The 15,704-nt window shown below is 49.9% G+C and carries 11 protein-coding genes, 1 tRNA gene and 2 rRNA genes (1 of these 14 only partly in view); 8 read left to right on the top strand and 6 right to left on the bottom strand.

Features of this window, described 5'->3' with window-relative positions; translation table 11 throughout:
• The 5 genes from KDN34_RS00170 to KDN34_RS00190 all read left to right on the top strand — a co-directional run.
• A 23S ribosomal RNA gene (locus KDN34_RS00170) occupies positions 1-2,330 on the top strand (it extends 559 nt beyond the left edge of the window).
• 87 nt (positions 2,331-2,417) lie between these two features.
• Positions 2,418-2,533: ribosomal RNA gene (rrf, locus tag KDN34_RS00175) — 5S ribosomal RNA — on the top strand.
• A 55-nt stretch (positions 2,534-2,588) separates the two neighbouring features.
• Positions 2,589-2,665 (top strand) — tRNA-Asp (locus KDN34_RS00180).
• 349 nt (positions 2,666-3,014) lie between these two features.
• Positions 3,015-3,266, top strand: a complete 252-nt coding sequence (locus KDN34_RS00185; protein ID WP_212594976.1) for a YkgJ family cysteine cluster protein — start codon at positions 3,015-3,017, stop codon at positions 3,264-3,266.
• A 14-nt stretch (positions 3,267-3,280) separates the two neighbouring features.
• On the top strand, positions 3,281-3,733 hold the full coding sequence (locus KDN34_RS00190) for an Rrf2 family transcriptional regulator (protein WP_212594977.1): 453 nt from the start codon (positions 3,281-3,283) through the stop codon (positions 3,731-3,733).
• Positions 3,734-3,753: 20 nt separating this feature from the next.
• On the opposite strand, the gene KDN34_RS00195 is transcribed toward KDN34_RS00190, so the two are convergent.
• From KDN34_RS00195 to gpmM, 4 genes are read right to left on the bottom strand one after another with little or no spacing between them, the layout of a single operon-like run.
• Complete coding sequence (locus KDN34_RS00195) at positions 3,754-4,509, bottom strand: divergent polysaccharide deacetylase family protein (RefSeq protein WP_407695779.1); 756 nt, start codon at positions 4,507-4,509, stop codon at positions 3,754-3,756.
• Positions 4,510-4,513: 4 nt separating this feature from the next.
• A complete protein-coding gene (locus KDN34_RS00200) occupies positions 4,514-5,725 on the bottom strand; it encodes a S41 family peptidase (RefSeq protein ID WP_212594979.1) in 1,212 nt (403 codons plus the stop codon).
• Positions 5,726-5,749: 24 nt separating this feature from the next.
• A complete protein-coding gene (locus tag KDN34_RS00205) occupies positions 5,750-6,886 on the bottom strand; it encodes a murein hydrolase activator EnvC family protein (protein ID WP_212594980.1) in 1,137 nt (378 codons plus the stop codon).
• A gap of 10 nt (positions 6,887-6,896) precedes the next feature.
• Positions 6,897-8,438: a 2,3-bisphosphoglycerate-independent phosphoglycerate mutase gene (gene gpmM / locus KDN34_RS00210; RefSeq protein WP_212594981.1), complete on the bottom strand. Its 1,542-nt coding sequence runs from the start codon at positions 8,436-8,438 to the stop codon at positions 6,897-6,899.
• 233 nt (positions 8,439-8,671) lie between these two features.
• Here gpmM and KDN34_RS00215 point away from each other — a divergent pair, with 233 nt between their 5' ends.
• The 3 genes from KDN34_RS00215 (at position 8,672) to gpsA (ending at position 10,755) form a co-directional block, all read left to right on the top strand.
• Positions 8,672-9,106, top strand: a complete 435-nt coding sequence (locus KDN34_RS00215) for a rhodanese-like domain-containing protein (protein WP_212594982.1) — start codon at positions 8,672-8,674, stop codon at positions 9,104-9,106.
• A gap of 149 nt (positions 9,107-9,255) precedes the next feature.
• Complete coding sequence (gene secB / locus KDN34_RS00220) at positions 9,256-9,735, top strand: protein-export chaperone SecB (RefSeq protein ID WP_212594983.1); 480 nt, start codon at positions 9,256-9,258, stop codon at positions 9,733-9,735.
• A gap of 3 nt (positions 9,736-9,738) precedes the next feature.
• Positions 9,739-10,755 carry an NAD(P)H-dependent glycerol-3-phosphate dehydrogenase gene (gene gpsA / locus KDN34_RS00225; protein WP_212594984.1) on the top strand — a complete coding sequence of 339 codons (1,017 nt, stop codon included), beginning with the start codon at positions 9,739-9,741 and terminating at the stop codon, positions 10,753-10,755.
• Positions 10,756-10,810: 55 nt separating this feature from the next.
• On the opposite strand, the gene KDN34_RS00230 is transcribed toward gpsA, so the two are convergent.
• Together KDN34_RS00230 and KDN34_RS00235 are read right to left on the bottom strand one after the other, a co-directional pair.
• Positions 10,811-13,957: an efflux RND transporter permease subunit gene (locus tag KDN34_RS00230; RefSeq protein WP_212594985.1), complete on the bottom strand. Its 3,147-nt coding sequence runs from the start codon at positions 13,955-13,957 to the stop codon at positions 10,811-10,813.
• Positions 13,938-15,677, bottom strand: a complete 1,740-nt coding sequence (locus KDN34_RS00235; protein WP_212594986.1) for an efflux RND transporter periplasmic adaptor subunit — start codon at positions 15,675-15,677, stop codon at positions 13,938-13,940. The genes KDN34_RS00230 and KDN34_RS00235 overlap by 20 nt, the downstream gene beginning before the upstream one ends.
• Positions 15,678-15,704 lie beyond the last annotated feature (27 nt).

Here is a 15,704-nt window from a genome sequence, read left to right on the forward strand (position 1 = left end):
GTATAATGGGTCAGCGACTTACATTTAGTAGCGAGGTTAAGCGAATAGCGGAGCCGTAGGGAAACCGAGTGTTAACTGCGCGAATAGTTGCTAGGTGTAGACCCGAACCCCGGTGATCTAGCCATGGGCAGGTTGAAGATTGAGTAACATCAATTGGAGGACCGAACACACGTCTGTTGAAAAAGACGGTGATGACCTGTGGCTGGGGGTGAAAGGCCAATCAAACCGGGAGATATCTGGTTCTCCTCGAAAGCTATTTAGGTAGCGCCTCGAGCGAATACCATTGGGGGTAGAGCACTGTTAAGACTAGGGGGTCATCCCGACTTACCAACTCTTTGCAAACTCCGAATACCAATGAGTACTACTCGGGAGACAGACGGCGGGTGCTAACGTCCGTCGTCAAAAGGGAAACAACCCAGACCGTCAGCTAAGGTCCCAAAGTTATTGCTAAGTGGGAAACGATGTGGGAAGGCTTAGACAGCTAGGATGTTGGCTTAGAAGCAGCCATCATTTAAAGAAAGCGTAATAGCTCACTAGTCGAGTCGGCCTGCGCGGAAGATGTAACGGGGCTAAGCAATACACCGAAGCTACGGGTTCATACTATGTATGAGCGGTAGAGGAGCGTTCTGTAAGCGGATGAAGGTGAAGGGGTAACCCACACTGGACGTATCAGAAGTGCGAATGCTGACATGAGTAACGATAATGGGGGTGAAAAACCTCCACGCCGAAAGACCAAGGGTTCCTGTCCAACGTTAATCGGGGCAGGGTGAGTCGACCCCTAAGGCGAGGCCGAAAGGCGTAGTCGATGGGAAACGGGTTAATATTCCCGTACTTCTGCTAACTGCGATGGAGAGACGGAGAAGGCTAGGCCAGCGCGGCGACGGTCGTCCGCGTTTAAGGTTGTAGGTAGTGTGCTTAGGCAAATCCGGGCACATAATACTGAGGGCTGATGACGAGTCACTAAGGTGATGAAGTGGTTAATGCCAAGCTTCCAGGAAAATCTTCTAAGCTTCAGGTTAGCAGGAATCGTACCCCAAACCGACACAGGTGGTCGGGTAGAGAATACCAAGGCGCTTGAGAGAACTCGGCTGAAGGAACTAGGCAAAATGGTACCGTAACTTCGGGAGAAGGTACGCTCTTGTTGGTGATGAGACTTGCTCTCTAAGCTGACGGGAGTCGCAGATACCAGCTGGCTGCAACTGTTTATCAAAAACACAGCACTGTGCGAACTCGCAAGAGGAAGTATACGGTGTGACGCCTGCCCGGTGCCGGAAGGTTAATTGATTGGGTCATCTTCGGAGAAGCTCATGATCGAAGCCCCGGTAAACGGCGGCCGTAACTATAACGGTCCTAAGGTAGCGAAATTCCTTGTCGGGTAAGTTCCGACCTGCACGAATGGCGTAATGATGGCCAGGCTGTCTCCAGCCGAGACTCAGTGAAGTTGAAATTGCGGTGAAGATGCCGTATACCCGCGGCTAGACGGAAAGACCCCGTGAACCTTTACTATAGCTTGGCACTGAACATTGACCCTGCATGTGTAGGATAGGTGGGAGACTAAGAAGTTGGGACGCTAGTCCTGATGGAGTCGACCTTGAAATACCACCCTTGCAGTGTTGATGTTCTAACCTTGGTCCCTTATCGGGATTAGGGACAGTGCCTGGTGGGTAGTTTGACTGGGGCGGTCTCCTCCTAAAGAGTAACGGAGGAGCACGAAGGTTGGCTAAGTACGGTCGGACATCGTACGGTTAGTGTAATGGCACAAGCCAGCTTAACTGCGAGACAGACACGTCGAGCAGGTGCGAAAGCAGGTCATAGTGATCCGGTGGTTCTGAATGGAAGGGCCATCGCTCAACGGATAAAAGGTACTCCGGGGATAACAGGCTGATACCGCCCAAGAGTTCATATCGACGGCGGTGTTTGGCACCTCGATGTCGGCTCATCACATCCTGGGGCTGAAGTCGGTCCCAAGGGTATGGCTGTTCGCCATTTAAAGTGGTACGCGAGCTGGGTTCAGAACGTCGTGAGACAGTTCGGTCCCTATCTGCCGTGGGCGTTGGAAGATTGAGGGGGGTTGCTCCTAGTACGAGAGGACCGGAGTGAACGAACCGCTGGTGTTCGGGTTGTCATGCCAATGGCATTGCCCGGTAGCTATGTTCGGAATTGATAAACGCTGAAAGCATCTAAGCGTGAAGCGAGCCCCAAGATGAGTCTTCCCTTGGACCTTGAGTCCACTGAAGAGCCGTTCGAGACCAGGACGTAGATAGGCAGGGTGTGTAAGCGTTGTGAGGCGTTTAGCTAACCTGTACTAATGACTCGAGAGGCTTAACCATACAACCCAGATGGGTTTTAACCTTGAATGAATATGAATGCTTGGTTGAAGTAGAGAACGAAGCAGCTTTCCGAATTGACCGAATTTGCTTGGTGACAATAGCATTGTGGTCCCACCTGACTCCATTCCGAACTCAGAAGTGAAACACAATCGCGCCGATGGTAGTGTGGGGTCTCCCCATGTGAGAGTAGGTCATCGCCAAGCGCCTATTTAGTCAGATGCGCAGCGTCTGGCAGTAAGAATTGGGCTTCGGCCCAGTGGGGTGGTAGTTCAGTTGGTTAGAATACCGGCCTGTCACGCCGGGGGTCGCGGGTTCGAGTCCCGTCCATCCCGCCACTAATAGCAAGGCCTCGTCTCACGACGAGGCCTTTTGCTTTTTACTCTCTTGCGTTATCTCTGTGAACTTTCTTATTACTAGCGCTATCGGATTTGTCATAATTTAAATGACACAGTGTGATATTTTTTGCTTTTATTACAACAGTTATGGCGTCATTAGCACTAATTTAGTGCGAATTTTCAGCATATTATTGGATGTGTATCTATTCTTGCCTAGAAATGATTAAAAAATCTTCTGTTACAAAAGATGGCACTTCTTGACGTATGTAATATAACAACACTGTGATTTGCATAGTTATCCGCTAATTTAAAGTCGCTATAATATGCAATCTGAATAAAGGTAATAGATGTGAACTGTAGAGTTGGATGTGGCGCTTGTTGTATTGCGCCGTCAATCACTAGTCCCATTCCGGGTATGCCTGAAGGTAAGCCAGCAGGTGTAAGATGTATCCAATTGGATCAGCATAATCTTTGCCTATTATTTGGCAAGCCTGAGCGTCCTCAGGTATGTAGTCAGTTTCATGCAACTCCAGATGTATGTGGTGATAACCGGGAGATAGCGATATGGTTGATAACCAGTTTGGAACAGCAAACATCTTAACGGTAGGGTGAGCCATGCAATTAACACGTTATACAGATTTTGGCGTGCGCACTCTGATGTATCTCGCCATGCAACCAGAGCGGGAGACCCTGTTCAGGATTGCGGAGATTACAGACGTCTTTGATCTATCGCCAAATCATGTTTCCAAGATAGTGCACCATCTTGGCAAGTTAGGCTATTTGCAGACAGTTCGTGGCAAGAGCGGTGGTTTTCGTCTAGGAATGGCGCCAGAAGCGATTAATGTTGGGCAGTTGGTGCGTTCATTAGAGCATTCGCTGGCACCGATCGACTGTGGCAAGCCTTACTGTCGGTTTGCGCCAGCCTGTAAATTGCAGGGAGTGTTAGGTAGAGCGGTTAAAGCGTACCTCGCGGTTTTGGATCAGTATACGCTTGCCGATGTTGTCTCTAATCGTAATGAATTGGTCGCGTTGTTACCTGAATTTACATTAGCGGATATTGAGGACTAGCATCGCCCACTTTTCGCTTGTCATAGCTGCTTTTTAGCTTCCGTAGCCATGTCGGCTTTTTGCGCGAGTTGCAGCGGCAATAAACTGGATGCGTGCACCAACTGCACGCCTTCTTCTGGCAATTGTTTAAGCTGCTTTTTCAGGAAGGCGATGGTTTCAGGATAAGGGTGTGCGATTAATACCACTTGCCCTTCTTTTCTTGCCAAGTGCACCGCTTCTTTTAATTGATGTTTTAGCGCTGCTAATGATGTTTGGTTATCCAGGAATACCTGGCGTTTCAATAACGGCACATCGTGTGTCTCTGCTTCATCTCCGGCCTTGGTATAGCGGGTTGTGACACTGTCTACGAAGTAAAGATTTTGTTGCTTTAGGACTGACATCAGCCATCCCATGGGTCTATCAAGCTGAGTTAACAGACTGCCCATATGATTATTCGTACCTTTGGCGAAGGGGATGCTTCCGATAGCGTCTTCGACAGCTTGCTTGAACTGAGTTTCTGACATCTGGTTATTCAGACCGCCTGGTCCCATCGTCCTGCCATCCAACGCCTGCATTGGTATATGTACCATGATTTCATGACCTTTAGCGTGCGCAGCTCGGGCCATTTTTTCACCAAGAGGAGTGTGCGGTAATATTGAAAAAGTGATCCCGGGCGGCAAAGACAGTGCCGCTTCATCTGTATGACGATAACCAATGTCATCCATGATAATGGCTAGTTTGGCGGCCATGGTTTGCGAACTAAAGCATAGTAGTATTGAGAGGAGTAATGAGCGCACGCGTCTAATTATGGTTATGGGTTTCAATCCAGCTGATAGCGGCGTCAAACTGATGGTCGTGATTAGGTTGACCGGCAGTTTTGGCTACATCTTTTGCCACTTCCAATGAATTGTCTCCGTTTTCTTGTGTCACTTTTATATCAGGTTCAATCCCCTTGGTGTCAAGCATTTTACCGTTTGGTGTGGTGTATCTGGCGGTTGTCAGCTTAATCATGGAACCACGGTCATAAAGATTTGGGATCAGACTCTGTACCGTGCCTTTGCCAAAGCTTTTTTCGCCAACAACGGTTGCTCGTTGATGATCACGTAAGGCCGCGGTAAGAATTTCTGCCGCAGATGCAGAATCTTGATTGATAATAACCACCAAAGGTACATTTGCTAATAAGCGGCCAGTAGTGGCATAGAAGGTCTCGTTGGCATTGATATAGCGTCCTTGCGTTGCAACGATGACGCCTTGATCTAAAAACATATCGGCAATCGCGACTGCCTGTTCCAGTAGTCCACCGGGATTATCCCTGACATCGATGATCAGACCATTAATCTCAGTTTGCTGCCAATGTTCCAGCCAAGACTTTACGTCCTTAGCGGTATCTTGCTGAAAATGAGTGATCCGCAGATAGCCAATGTTATCGGCCAGTAATTTGGCTTGCACTGAGTGCAAGCGAATATCCGCAGGTTGCAGCGTGACCGTAAAAGTTGAGTTTTGGCGTTTAACCTCTAGCGCAATGGCTTGCCTGCCCTGTGACGCTTGTTTGATGAGATCCAGAACTTGTGGTTGATTGGCTGCGGTGACGCGGTGTTGATTTAAGGTAAATAAGATATCTCCCTTTTGTAGTCCTGCATTAGCTGCCGGTGAGCCTGGGAACGCCGTTTGAATGACTAATTGCGTTTGATCAGGGCTGACTTCAAAACCGAAACCGTAATATTGGCCGCGATTACTGCTCTGGAGGTCATTAGCCTGATCTACGTTGAGGAAGGTGGAATGGCTATCGAGCGTTTTGAATATGCCGTCAATTGCGGCACTCACCAGTTGCTCACGGCTGATCTTGTCGACATAGTAAGTTTCAACGGTTTCAATCACTTCATGCAGCAAAATTAAATCGGAGTGATCCTCTTTCACTGGATGATTGTAGCGCGAATAGCTGGCAACGCTTAAGGAAACCCCAATGATGATCCCTATCAGCAGAATGAGCATATTGCGTATCAATTTTGTCATATGCTCCTCCTGCGATTTATCAGGTTATCGACGACAATATTGGGCGGGGTCGATCGCTTCCCCTTTATGGCGTATCTCAAAGTATAGGCCAGGTTCAGACTGACCACCTGAGCGTCCGACCAGTGCTACTGTTTCACCTTTACGGACGATATCCCCCACATCCTTGAGTAAGGCTTGCGCATGACCGTAAAGACTCATATAGCCCTTGCCATGGTCAACCACCAGTAGCAGACCAAAACCGCGTAACCAGTCGGCGTAAATCACTTTTCCAGGTGCGATAGCTTTAATCGGTTGGCCTTCAGCGGCACCAATCATCACGCCTTTCCAGTTAACATTTCCGGAACGACGACTACCAAAACTGCTGTTCATCGTGCCATTCGTTGGCCAGGAAAGCTTACCGCTAACATTGCCTAGCCCGTCCATTGATGGCATATCCCGCATCGCTTTCATCGCGGCGTCTACCACGCGTTTTAACGAGGCTTCTTCAATTTGTAGCTGTTCAAGATCAGAAGCTTTACTGTTAATGACTCGCTGCAGTTCGCTTAACGTATTTTGTCGCTGTCGCTGCTCCTGCTTTAGCTGTGCGGATTGCGCCCGTTGATCCATCGCCAATTGGTTAAGCCGATCATTTTCCTGTTGCTGTTGCTGCTGCACGGCAACCAATTCTTCACGCGTTTTCTTTAATTCGTTGATCGCATCCATACGTGCTTTGTTCAGCAGGTCATAATAGGCGAGCATCCGCTCAACTGTGGCTGGATCTTCTTGATGTAATAACAGTTTGGTGTAATCGTGGTTACCCGCAAGGAAGGCACTTTTAAGTTGTTTGGCAAGGGTTTGTTGTTGTGTCTTTTGTAGGCGTGCCAGATCTGCTTCTCGCTGATCTAAAGCCATCAATTTCTTCTGGCTGTCTGCCAGTCGTGATTCGGTTTCTGTTACCTGGCGAGCCGCCGTGCCAATCGCTTGTTCATCCTGCTTCAATAGTGACAGCAACTTTTCGCGTTGCTTACTGCTGTCTTGCAGATCATTTTGCTGGGCAGCAATCTGCTGCTGAATTTGCTTCAGTTCCGATTGCCGCCGCTCCAGATCAGATGCCAGTAGCGTTTGGCTGAATATAAGAAAGCCAGCAACAATGCTGGCTTTGGCGATCACATGCTTATGCACCAGTCTGTATTTACTCTTCTGTGTGGATCAAAGGGTGTCCGGTCATTTCCGCCGGTATCTGTTGCCCCAGTAACGTCAGCATGGTCGGCGCGATGTCACTTAAGCGACCACCTTCATCGATATGCGCTTTTCTGCCTACATAGATGAAAGGTACCAAATCGCTCGTGTGAGCTGTATGTGGCTGTCCGGTTGTATCATCTACCATTTTTTCGGCGTTGCCATGATCAGCGGTAATAATGCATTCCCCGCCGACCTGTTGCAGTGCTGATACGACTCGACCGATACAAGCGTCTACAGCTTCACATGCTTTCACCGCCGCGTCGAAATTGCCAGTATGGCCGACCATATCGCCGTTGGGGTAATTACAGATGATGACATCATATTGAGATGATTCAATGGCTTCAACTAGCTTATCGGTCAATTCTGTGGAACTCATCTCCGGTTGCAGATCATAGGTTGCCACTTTCGGTGAGTTAATCAAAATCCGGTCTTCGCCGTTGAAGGGCTGTTCCAGACCGCCATTGAAGAAGAAGGTCACATGGGCATACTTCTCGGTTTCGGAGATCCGTAGCTGACGCATACCGAGTTTTTGCAACGTTTCCCCCAGGGTATTGACCAATTCTTCCTTTGGAAAAGCAATCGGGGCTTTGATATCGGCAGCATATTCCGTGAGTGTGACAAAATTCACCTTACGTACTACGTGGCGCGGAAAACCGTCAAAGTCGGCGTTGATAAATGCGCGGGTCAACTGGCGCGCGCGATCGGCGCGGAAGTTCATAAAAATCAGCGCATCATTATCGTGTAATGTTGCGACTTGACCATTATCTGATATCGCTGTCGCTGCAACGAACTCGTCGTTTTCGTCGCGGTCATAAGCTTGTTGCAACGCTTCAATGGCGTTGTTACAAGTGTATTTGCCTTTACCTTCGGTGATCAGTGCATAAGCTTGAGCAACCCGATCCCAGCGGTTGTCGCGATCCATGGCATAATAACGCCCGATAATAGAGGCAATGCGACCAGTGCCTAACTGAGAAAATAGCGTTTCAAACATTTCCAAGCTCTGTTTGGCACTACGCGGCGGCGTGTCGCGACCATCTAGAAACGCATGCAGATAAACCTGTTTGGCTCCACGTTGTACTGCCATGCGACAGATGGCGGCAATGTGCTCTTCATGGCTATGTACACCGCCGGGCGACAGCAATCCCATAACATGAACCGCGCCATTAGCCTTCACGGCATTATCGATCGCGGCAATCAGTACTGGGTTTTCGAAGAAATCGCCCTCTTCTATCGCTTTTCCAATTCTGGTCAGCTCCTGATAGACGATACGGCCAGAACCGATATTGATATGGCCGACTTCGGAATTGCCCATCTGTCCATCGGGTAATCCGACGTCTGTTCCTGATCCGGAAATCAGACTGTGGGCATACTCAGTATTGAGTTGGTCCAGCACGGGCGTGTGTGCATGGAAAATGGCATTGCTATTGGTGTGCTCAGAATAGCCCCAGCCATCCAGGATCAACAGCGCCAGAGGACCTTTGATTGTCTTCATGTGGATTACCCGTTAACAGTGAAATCAAAATCTAAATGGAAATTGATTAGATGGTACTACAGTCATAGCGCAGGAAAAAAGTCATGGTGAAGCGATTGTCTTGATAGTTTCCCTCTGTTGACCAGTGAGCTTGCCCGCCATTCTGTGGTCGAAACAGCTGCAATCTGCTATGGCTATGGGTATACTCTGCGCTGGTTCTTAGCTGCCCAATAACAATACAGGCTGTCAAAAACATGCAGGAATATATCGAATTTTTTAAAGCTCATCCGGTACTGACACTGGCGTGGGTGGGATTATTTATCGCAGTGCTCGTTACTTGGTTGAAGGGTGCGGTGTCAAAAGTAAAAAATGTTAACGCTCAGGAAGCCACGTTATTGATCAACAAGCAGGATGCCCAAGTGGTCGATGTACGTTCCAAAGAGGAATTTCGTAAGGGACACATTGTTAACGCTGTTAACATTCCGATGGCAGAAATTAAAAATAAAACCAACACTAACCTTGAAAAGTATAAAGCGAAACCCATTATACTGGTATGCAACGCTGGCATGACTTCAGTGCAAGCCGGTGAATTGCTTGTGAAAGACGGCTTTGAGCAAGTATTCAGCCTCAAAGGCGGTATGGGCGAGTGGCAATCCGCCAATATGCCGATATCAAAAGCCAAGCGTTAAATTTTGTCGATGGTCGTTTTCATAACGACTGGCGTCTCGAGCTGTTCCGCTAATCCGGAATAGATAATTCAAGAGATAGTGAAATGAATCACCATCTCCCGCAATAACAACGGCTCATGAAGGCCGGGACCAATTGGATAGGTAGCATTATGGCTGAAGTAGCAAATAACGAACAACAAGCCCCACAGTTCAGCATTCAACGTGTTTATATTAAAGATGTGTCTTTCGAAACACCTAACAGCCCAGCCGTGTTCCAGAAAGAATGGACGCCGGAGATTAAACTGGATTTGGACACCCGCAGCGCCAAACTTGCTGATGATGTCTATGAGGTGATCCTGTCATTGACTGTGACTGCACAAAACGGCGAAGAAGTTGGCTTTCTGTGTGAAGTACAGCAAGCCGGCATCTTTGGTATTTCCGGCCTGACTGAACCACAATTGGCTCATTCACTAGGCGCTTTCTGCCCTAACGTCTTGTTCCCTTATGCTCGTGAAGCTGTGTCCAGTCTGGTCTCTCGTGGTACCTTCCCGCAATTGAATTTGGCACCAGTGAATTTCGACGCACTGTTTGCCCAGTATGTGCAGTCTCGCCAAGCTCAGGCATCACAAACTGAAGCGGCTGAAGCTTAAGTCATGACTGATTCTGCTGAAATCTCGGTGCTTGGCGCCGGTTCTTATGGAACTGCACTGGCGATTTCCCTAGCGAGTAATGGTCACAAAACCGTGTTATGGGGACATGAGCCCGAGCATGTCGCCCGTCTTGGTGCCTCGCGCAGCAACGAAGAGTTTTTGCCTGGCATTCCGTTCCCAGACAGTCTGGTGATGGAAGCCGATCTTGGCAAAGCGCTTGCGGCTTCCCGTAATGTGCTGCTAGTAGTACCCAGCCATGTGTTTGGTGAGGTACTGCGAACTGCTAAGCCACTGTTGCGTAAGGATGCCCGCATTGTTTGGGCGACCAAAGGATTAGAGCCTGATACCGGCCGGTTGTTGCAGGACGTGGCGCGAGATGTGCTAGGCGATGATTATCCGTTGGCGGTACTCTCTGGGCCGACGTTTGCAAAAGAGCTCGCAGCCGGTTTGCCAACGGCGATATCTATTGCGGGTACAGATCCCGAATTTACCGAAGATCTCGTCGGTCTGCTGCATAGTCCTAAAAGCTTGCGAGTGTATGCCAACGATGACTTCATTGGATTGCAGTTGGGTGGCGCCGTAAAAAACGTTATCGCAATTGGTGCGGGAATGTCTGATGGCATCGGTTTCGGTGCCAACGCAAGAACGGCACTCATTACCCGCGGACTGGTAGAGCTCACACGCCTTGGTTGTGCGTTAGGTGCTAAAAGTGACACCTTTATGGGCATGGCTGGCTTGGGTGACTTAGTGCTGACATGCACTGATAACCAGTCACGCAATCGTCGGTTTGGCTTGGCGCTTGGCCAAGGTTGTGATGTGGCAACGGCGCAGCAACAGATTGGTCAGGTGGTTGAGGGATATCGCAACACCAAAGAGGTCTTTACCCTGGCGCAGCGATTGGGCGTAGAAATGCCAATCACCGAGCAGATCTATCAGGTGCTATATCAAGGTAAATCACCACTGGATGCTGCCAAAGAACTGTTAGCGCGTGACAAAAAATCAGAAACGACCGACGACTAATCCCGTTTTTGCCGACAAAAGGATGCCTAATGGCATCCTTTTTTAATCGCGATATTTACGCCGAGGTTTCTGAATTAGCTAACTTACGACGATATATCAGCAGATATAACGCTGGCAGTACAAACAAGGACAATACCGGCGCGGTGATCATGCCGCCAACCATAGGTGCAGCAATTTTCTGCATCACATCATTGCCCGAACCTGCCCCCCACATGATAGGTAACAAGCCAAAGAAGATGGTCGCTACCGTCATGGCTTTGGGGCGTACGCGCATTACTGCGCCTTCAATCAAGGCCGCTTTCAGGTCGCTGACACTTTGATACATACCATTGTCCTGACGATGCTTAATTGCATTGTCCAGATACACTAGCATCACCACCCCAAATTCTGCCGCCACACCGGCGAGCGCGATCATCCCCACCGCGACCGCAACAGACATGTTGTAATGAAGGGCATAAAGCACCCAGGTACTGCCGACCAATGCAAATGGCAGCGATAACATGATCATGCTGGCCTGTAATGCGGAGTTAAAGGTCAGCATCAACAGAATAAAGATGACGGCGAGCGCCATCGGAATAACCTGTTTTAACTTGTCGGCAACCCGCTGCATATATTCATACTGACCGGCAAAACTGTAGCTGTAACGCGGCGGCAGTTTCACTTGGCTGGCCAGAATGGGCTTCACGGTGTTGATGTATTCACCGATAGACGTGCCACTGATATCCACAAATACCCAGGAGATCAGTCGTCCGTTTTCACTTTTGAGCATCGGCGCGCCGTCGGTGATTTCGATATCCGCAAGATTGCGCAGTGGCAGATAGTTACCGGATTTGGTGATGACCGGCAAATCGCGTAACTTTTCAATATTGTCACGTAAATCTCGGGGATAGCGCAGGTTGATCGGATAGCGCTCAGCGCCCTGCACCGATTCGCCAACATCGGCACCACCAATGGCGTAACGTACAATGTCCTGAATGTCGCTCAGGGTCATGCCATAGCGTGAAGCGACATCGAGCTTTGGCGTAATGTCGATGTAACGACCACCGCCAACGCGTTCTGCATATGCCGAGCGAGTATGCGGTTGTTGCGACAAAATGGCTTCAATTTGTGCGCCGATACGTTGTAGTTCATCGACACTGTCACCGGTGATTTTGATGCCAACCGGTGTCTTGATCCCGGTAGACAGCATATCAATACGCGTCTGGATGGGTTGTACCCAGGCATTGGTTAAGCCGGGGACTTTGACCGTTTTCTGTAATTGCGTAATCACGTCTTCCAGTTTGACGCCGGGACGCCATTCCTCCTTGGGCTTCAGCATAATGGTGGTTTCCAGCATCGTCAGTGGTGCTGGGTCAGTGGCGGTTTCTGCGCGGCCAACTTTACCAAATACCCGTTTTACTTCGGGGACGGTTTTGATCAGCCGGTCCGTCTGTTGTAGCAGTTCTGCGGCTTTACCGGCACTGATCCCCGGCAGCGTGGTGGGCATGTACAACAGATCGCCTTCTTCCAGGCTGGGCATAAATTCACTGCCCATTCGGGTGGCGGGATACCAGGCACTTGCGAGCGCCACTAGGGCGGCCAGGATCGTCACCTTAGGAAAGCGCAATACCAGATTTAATGCCGGTTTATAGCCGGCGATTAACACCCGGCTGATGGGGTTGGCCGTTTCAGAAGGAATTTTGCCACGAATAAATAGCCCCATCAGAATGGGCACTACCGTGACTGAAAGTATCGCCGCTGACGCCATAGCAAAGGTTTTGGTGTAGGCCAGCGGTGTGAATAGCCGACCTTCCTGATCTTCCAACGCAAACACCGGTAAGAAGCTCAAGGTAATAATCAGCAGTGAGAAAAATAACGCCGGCCCCACTTCCTTGGAAGCTTCCGCCACTATTTGCCAGTGTTCAGGGCCTTGCGGTGCACGATCATGTTCATGCCGGAAATGTTCCAGATGTTTGTGCATGTTCTCGATCATGACAATGGCACCATCGACCACCGCACCAATCGCAATGGCAATGCCGCCTAGGCTCATAATGTTGGCGTTCACTCCCATGTGATTCATGACGATAAAGGCCATCAGAATCGACATTGGCAGCGTAAAAATGGCAACCAGGGTCGAACGGGCATGCAGCAAAAACAGCAGGCAGACTAAACTGACGACCACCATCTCTTCAATGACCTTGTGGACCAGGTTATCGACAGAATTCTGGATCAGGTGTGAACGATCATAGGTTGGGACGATTTCGACGCCTTCCGGTAAACCAGCTTTCAACTGTTCCAGTTTGGCCTTGACGGCTTTAATGGTTGCCAGGGCATTTTCGCCATAACGCATCACGATAATGCCGCCGACAGTTTCGCCTTCACCATCAAGTTCGGCAATTCCACGGCGGGCCGCGGGACCTTTACGAATGGTGGCAACATCGCGCAGCAACAGTGGGGTTCCGGATGGACTGGCAATACCTAACGGAATTTCACCAAAATCTTTCAGGGTCTGACGATAACCTTTGGCGCGCACCATATATTCTGCTTCCGCCATTTCGACCACTGAGCCACCGACTTCGCTGTTGGCCTTGGTAATGGCAGATTTCACGCTGGCAATGTCTAGCTTATAGATGGCCAGTTTGTCCGGGTCGAGCACGATTTGATAGGTCTGCTCCATACCGCCAACGGTGGCGACTTCGGAAACCCCAGGGACACTCTGTAATTCCAGCTTCAAGTACCAGTCTTGTAAACTCTTGAGTTGCGACAGATCCAGCTTGCCGGTCTTATCGACTAATGCATATTCGAAAATCCAGCCGACACCGGAAGCATCGGGCCCCAGCGACGGCTGGACGCCATCCGGTAGCCGACTACTGATTTGACTCAGGTATTCCAGCACGCGTGAACGCGCCCAATAGATGTCGGTACCATCTTCAAAAATCACATACACATACGAGTCGCCAAACATGGAATAACCGCGGACGGTCTTCGCCCCCGGGACGGCTAACATGGCGGTCGACAACGGATAAGTGATCTGATCTTCTACCAGCTTGGGGGCCTGACCGGGATAAGAGGTTTTGATGATGACCTGCACATCCGAGAGATCCGGCAAGGCATCCAGCGGCGTTTTTTGTAACGCATGAATGCCCAGCACTGCCACAATCAACGCGATGATGAGGACCATCACGCGCTGACGGATAGCCATATCAATGATGGTCTTCAGCATTATGTGCCTCCTGATGCTGGCTGCTCAGACGCATCAAACTGCCTTTGAGACTGGCTTCAGAATCCAACAGGAACTGGCCGGAAATCACCACGTTTTCACCGTCACTGAGACCGTTGAGGATCTGCACCATGCCGCGGCTCATCATCCCTACATCCACCCGGCGTGCGACAAAATCGTTGTCTGCGGTTTTCACAATGACGCGGTTTTCTTTACCGGTCTGGATCAGTGCTTCTTGTGGCACGACCAGCGCATTTTCGTTCGCGCCGCCAAACAGGGATACCTTGGCGAGGGTATTGGGGCGCAGATGTTCGCCTTTATTTGGCAACACGACGCGCACCCGCAGACTGCGGGTCACCGGATCCAACTCGGGATAGATATAATCAATTTTCCCTTGCAGGCCCTTTATCCCCATGGCGGGAATGCTGACTTCCGCCGGTTGACCTACCGCCAGCCAGCTCTGTTCATTTTCAAACACGTCGGCTATCACCCAGACCTTATCCAAATCCACCATTGACAGAATTTCAGTTGATGGCTGCAAATACATACCGTCACGAATATCGAGATTTTTCACGTAACCATTGGACTCGGCATAAAAAGGTACGCGGAATTGCGTTTTGCCCGTTTTAGCTAACTGCTTAATCTGCTCTGGATTTAATCCCAGCAGCTCCAGTCGCGTTCCTGCTTTACGCAATAATTCCTGATAACGGTCGCTGTTACCGGAGCGCTTGAGCGTATCTTGCGCCAACAGATAATCGTCCTGTGCGTTAACTAAATCCGGCGAATAGATTTCGTAGAGCAGTTGTCCTTTTTTAATCTCGTCACCTTCAGATTGCACTGTGAGCTTCTCTACCCAGCCAGTAACGCGCGAGTGAATGTGGGTGATCTGGCTTTCGTCATAGCCGACTTCGCCGACGGTATCGACAAAGCGCCACATGGTTTGTCGGGTGGCTTTGGCGACTTTGAGTGCCAGCGCTTGCTGCATCTGGCCTGACACGTTGACTTGAACCGTATCCTGATGTCCCCCCATCTCCACTTTTTCTAGGGTCATGCCGCAGATAGGACAGGTTCCGGGGGTATCACTGACAATCTGTGGATGCATCGGGCAGACATATTTAATGGTGCCACCGTGAGAGGGCTGCGCTTTGTCGACACTACTGAAGACCTTTTGCACATTGGCCACTTGTTTGGCAGTTGTTGGCTTTACGGACATATCCATCGTCGCGGTTTTATCCTTGCCCTGTGACATGTCCATCTGCATCTTGGCATGATCATCGGGATCTGCTGGGGCCGAGGTCTGTGGTTGTGCCATGTCCATTTGAGGTTTGGCATCTGCATCAGCGTCCTTTTCGACCAGAAACATACCGCAAATCGGACAGCGTCCCGGCTCATGACTCACGATTTGTGGGTGCATGGGACAGACATAGGTTTTCTGGTGCTCTGCTGTAGTTGTAGCACTCGGCTTGGCCGGTGATTGTTTGGGTTCAGTTGCTTCGTCCTTTACCAGAAACATGCCGCATATAGGACAGCGTCCCGGTTTGTCGCTGCGTTCTTGCGGATGCATTGGGCAATAATATGCTCCCTGCGCAGCCGTCGTTGTCTGGTGCTGGTGATCTTGGTGCTCATCGGTAACCGCCAGGGCTTGTAGACTCCACTGTGACCCCGTGGCCAGCGCCAGACTGAGGACGCAAGCCAGGTTTCGACGTGTTTGTTTAGTACTCATATGCCTCATCTCCACCTGCGCCTAAAT

This window comes from Shewanella yunxiaonensis (assembly GCF_018223345.1).
GTDB lineage: Bacteria > Pseudomonadota > Gammaproteobacteria > Enterobacterales > Shewanellaceae > Shewanella > Shewanella yunxiaonensis.

Excerpts from the sequence above, each read along its gene's own strand:
- KDN34_RS00190 (WP_212594977.1), top strand. The coding sequence starts at position 3,281 with ATGCAATTAACACGTTATACAGATTTTGGCGTGCGCACTCTGATGTAT.
- KDN34_RS00200 (WP_212594979.1), bottom strand. The coding sequence starts at position 5,725 with ATGACAAAATTGATACGCAATATGCTCATTCTGCTGATAGGGATCATC.
- gpmM (WP_212594981.1), bottom strand. The coding sequence starts at position 8,438 with ATGAAGACAATCAAAGGTCCTCTGGCGCTGTTGATCCTGGATGGCTGG.
- KDN34_RS00215 (WP_212594982.1), top strand. The coding sequence starts at position 8,672 with ATGCAGGAATATATCGAATTTTTTAAAGCTCATCCGGTACTGACACTG.
- secB (WP_212594983.1), top strand. The coding sequence starts at position 9,256 with ATGGCTGAAGTAGCAAATAACGAACAACAAGCCCCACAGTTCAGCATT.
- gpsA (WP_212594984.1), top strand. The coding sequence starts at position 9,739 with ATGACTGATTCTGCTGAAATCTCGGTGCTTGGCGCCGGTTCTTATGGA.
- KDN34_RS00230 (WP_212594985.1), bottom strand. The coding sequence starts at position 13,957 with ATGCTGAAGACCATCATTGATATGGCTATCCGTCAGCGCGTGATGGTC.
- KDN34_RS00235 (WP_212594986.1), bottom strand. The coding sequence starts at position 15,677 with ATGAGTACTAAACAAACACGTCGAAACCTGGCTTGCGTCCTCAGTCTG.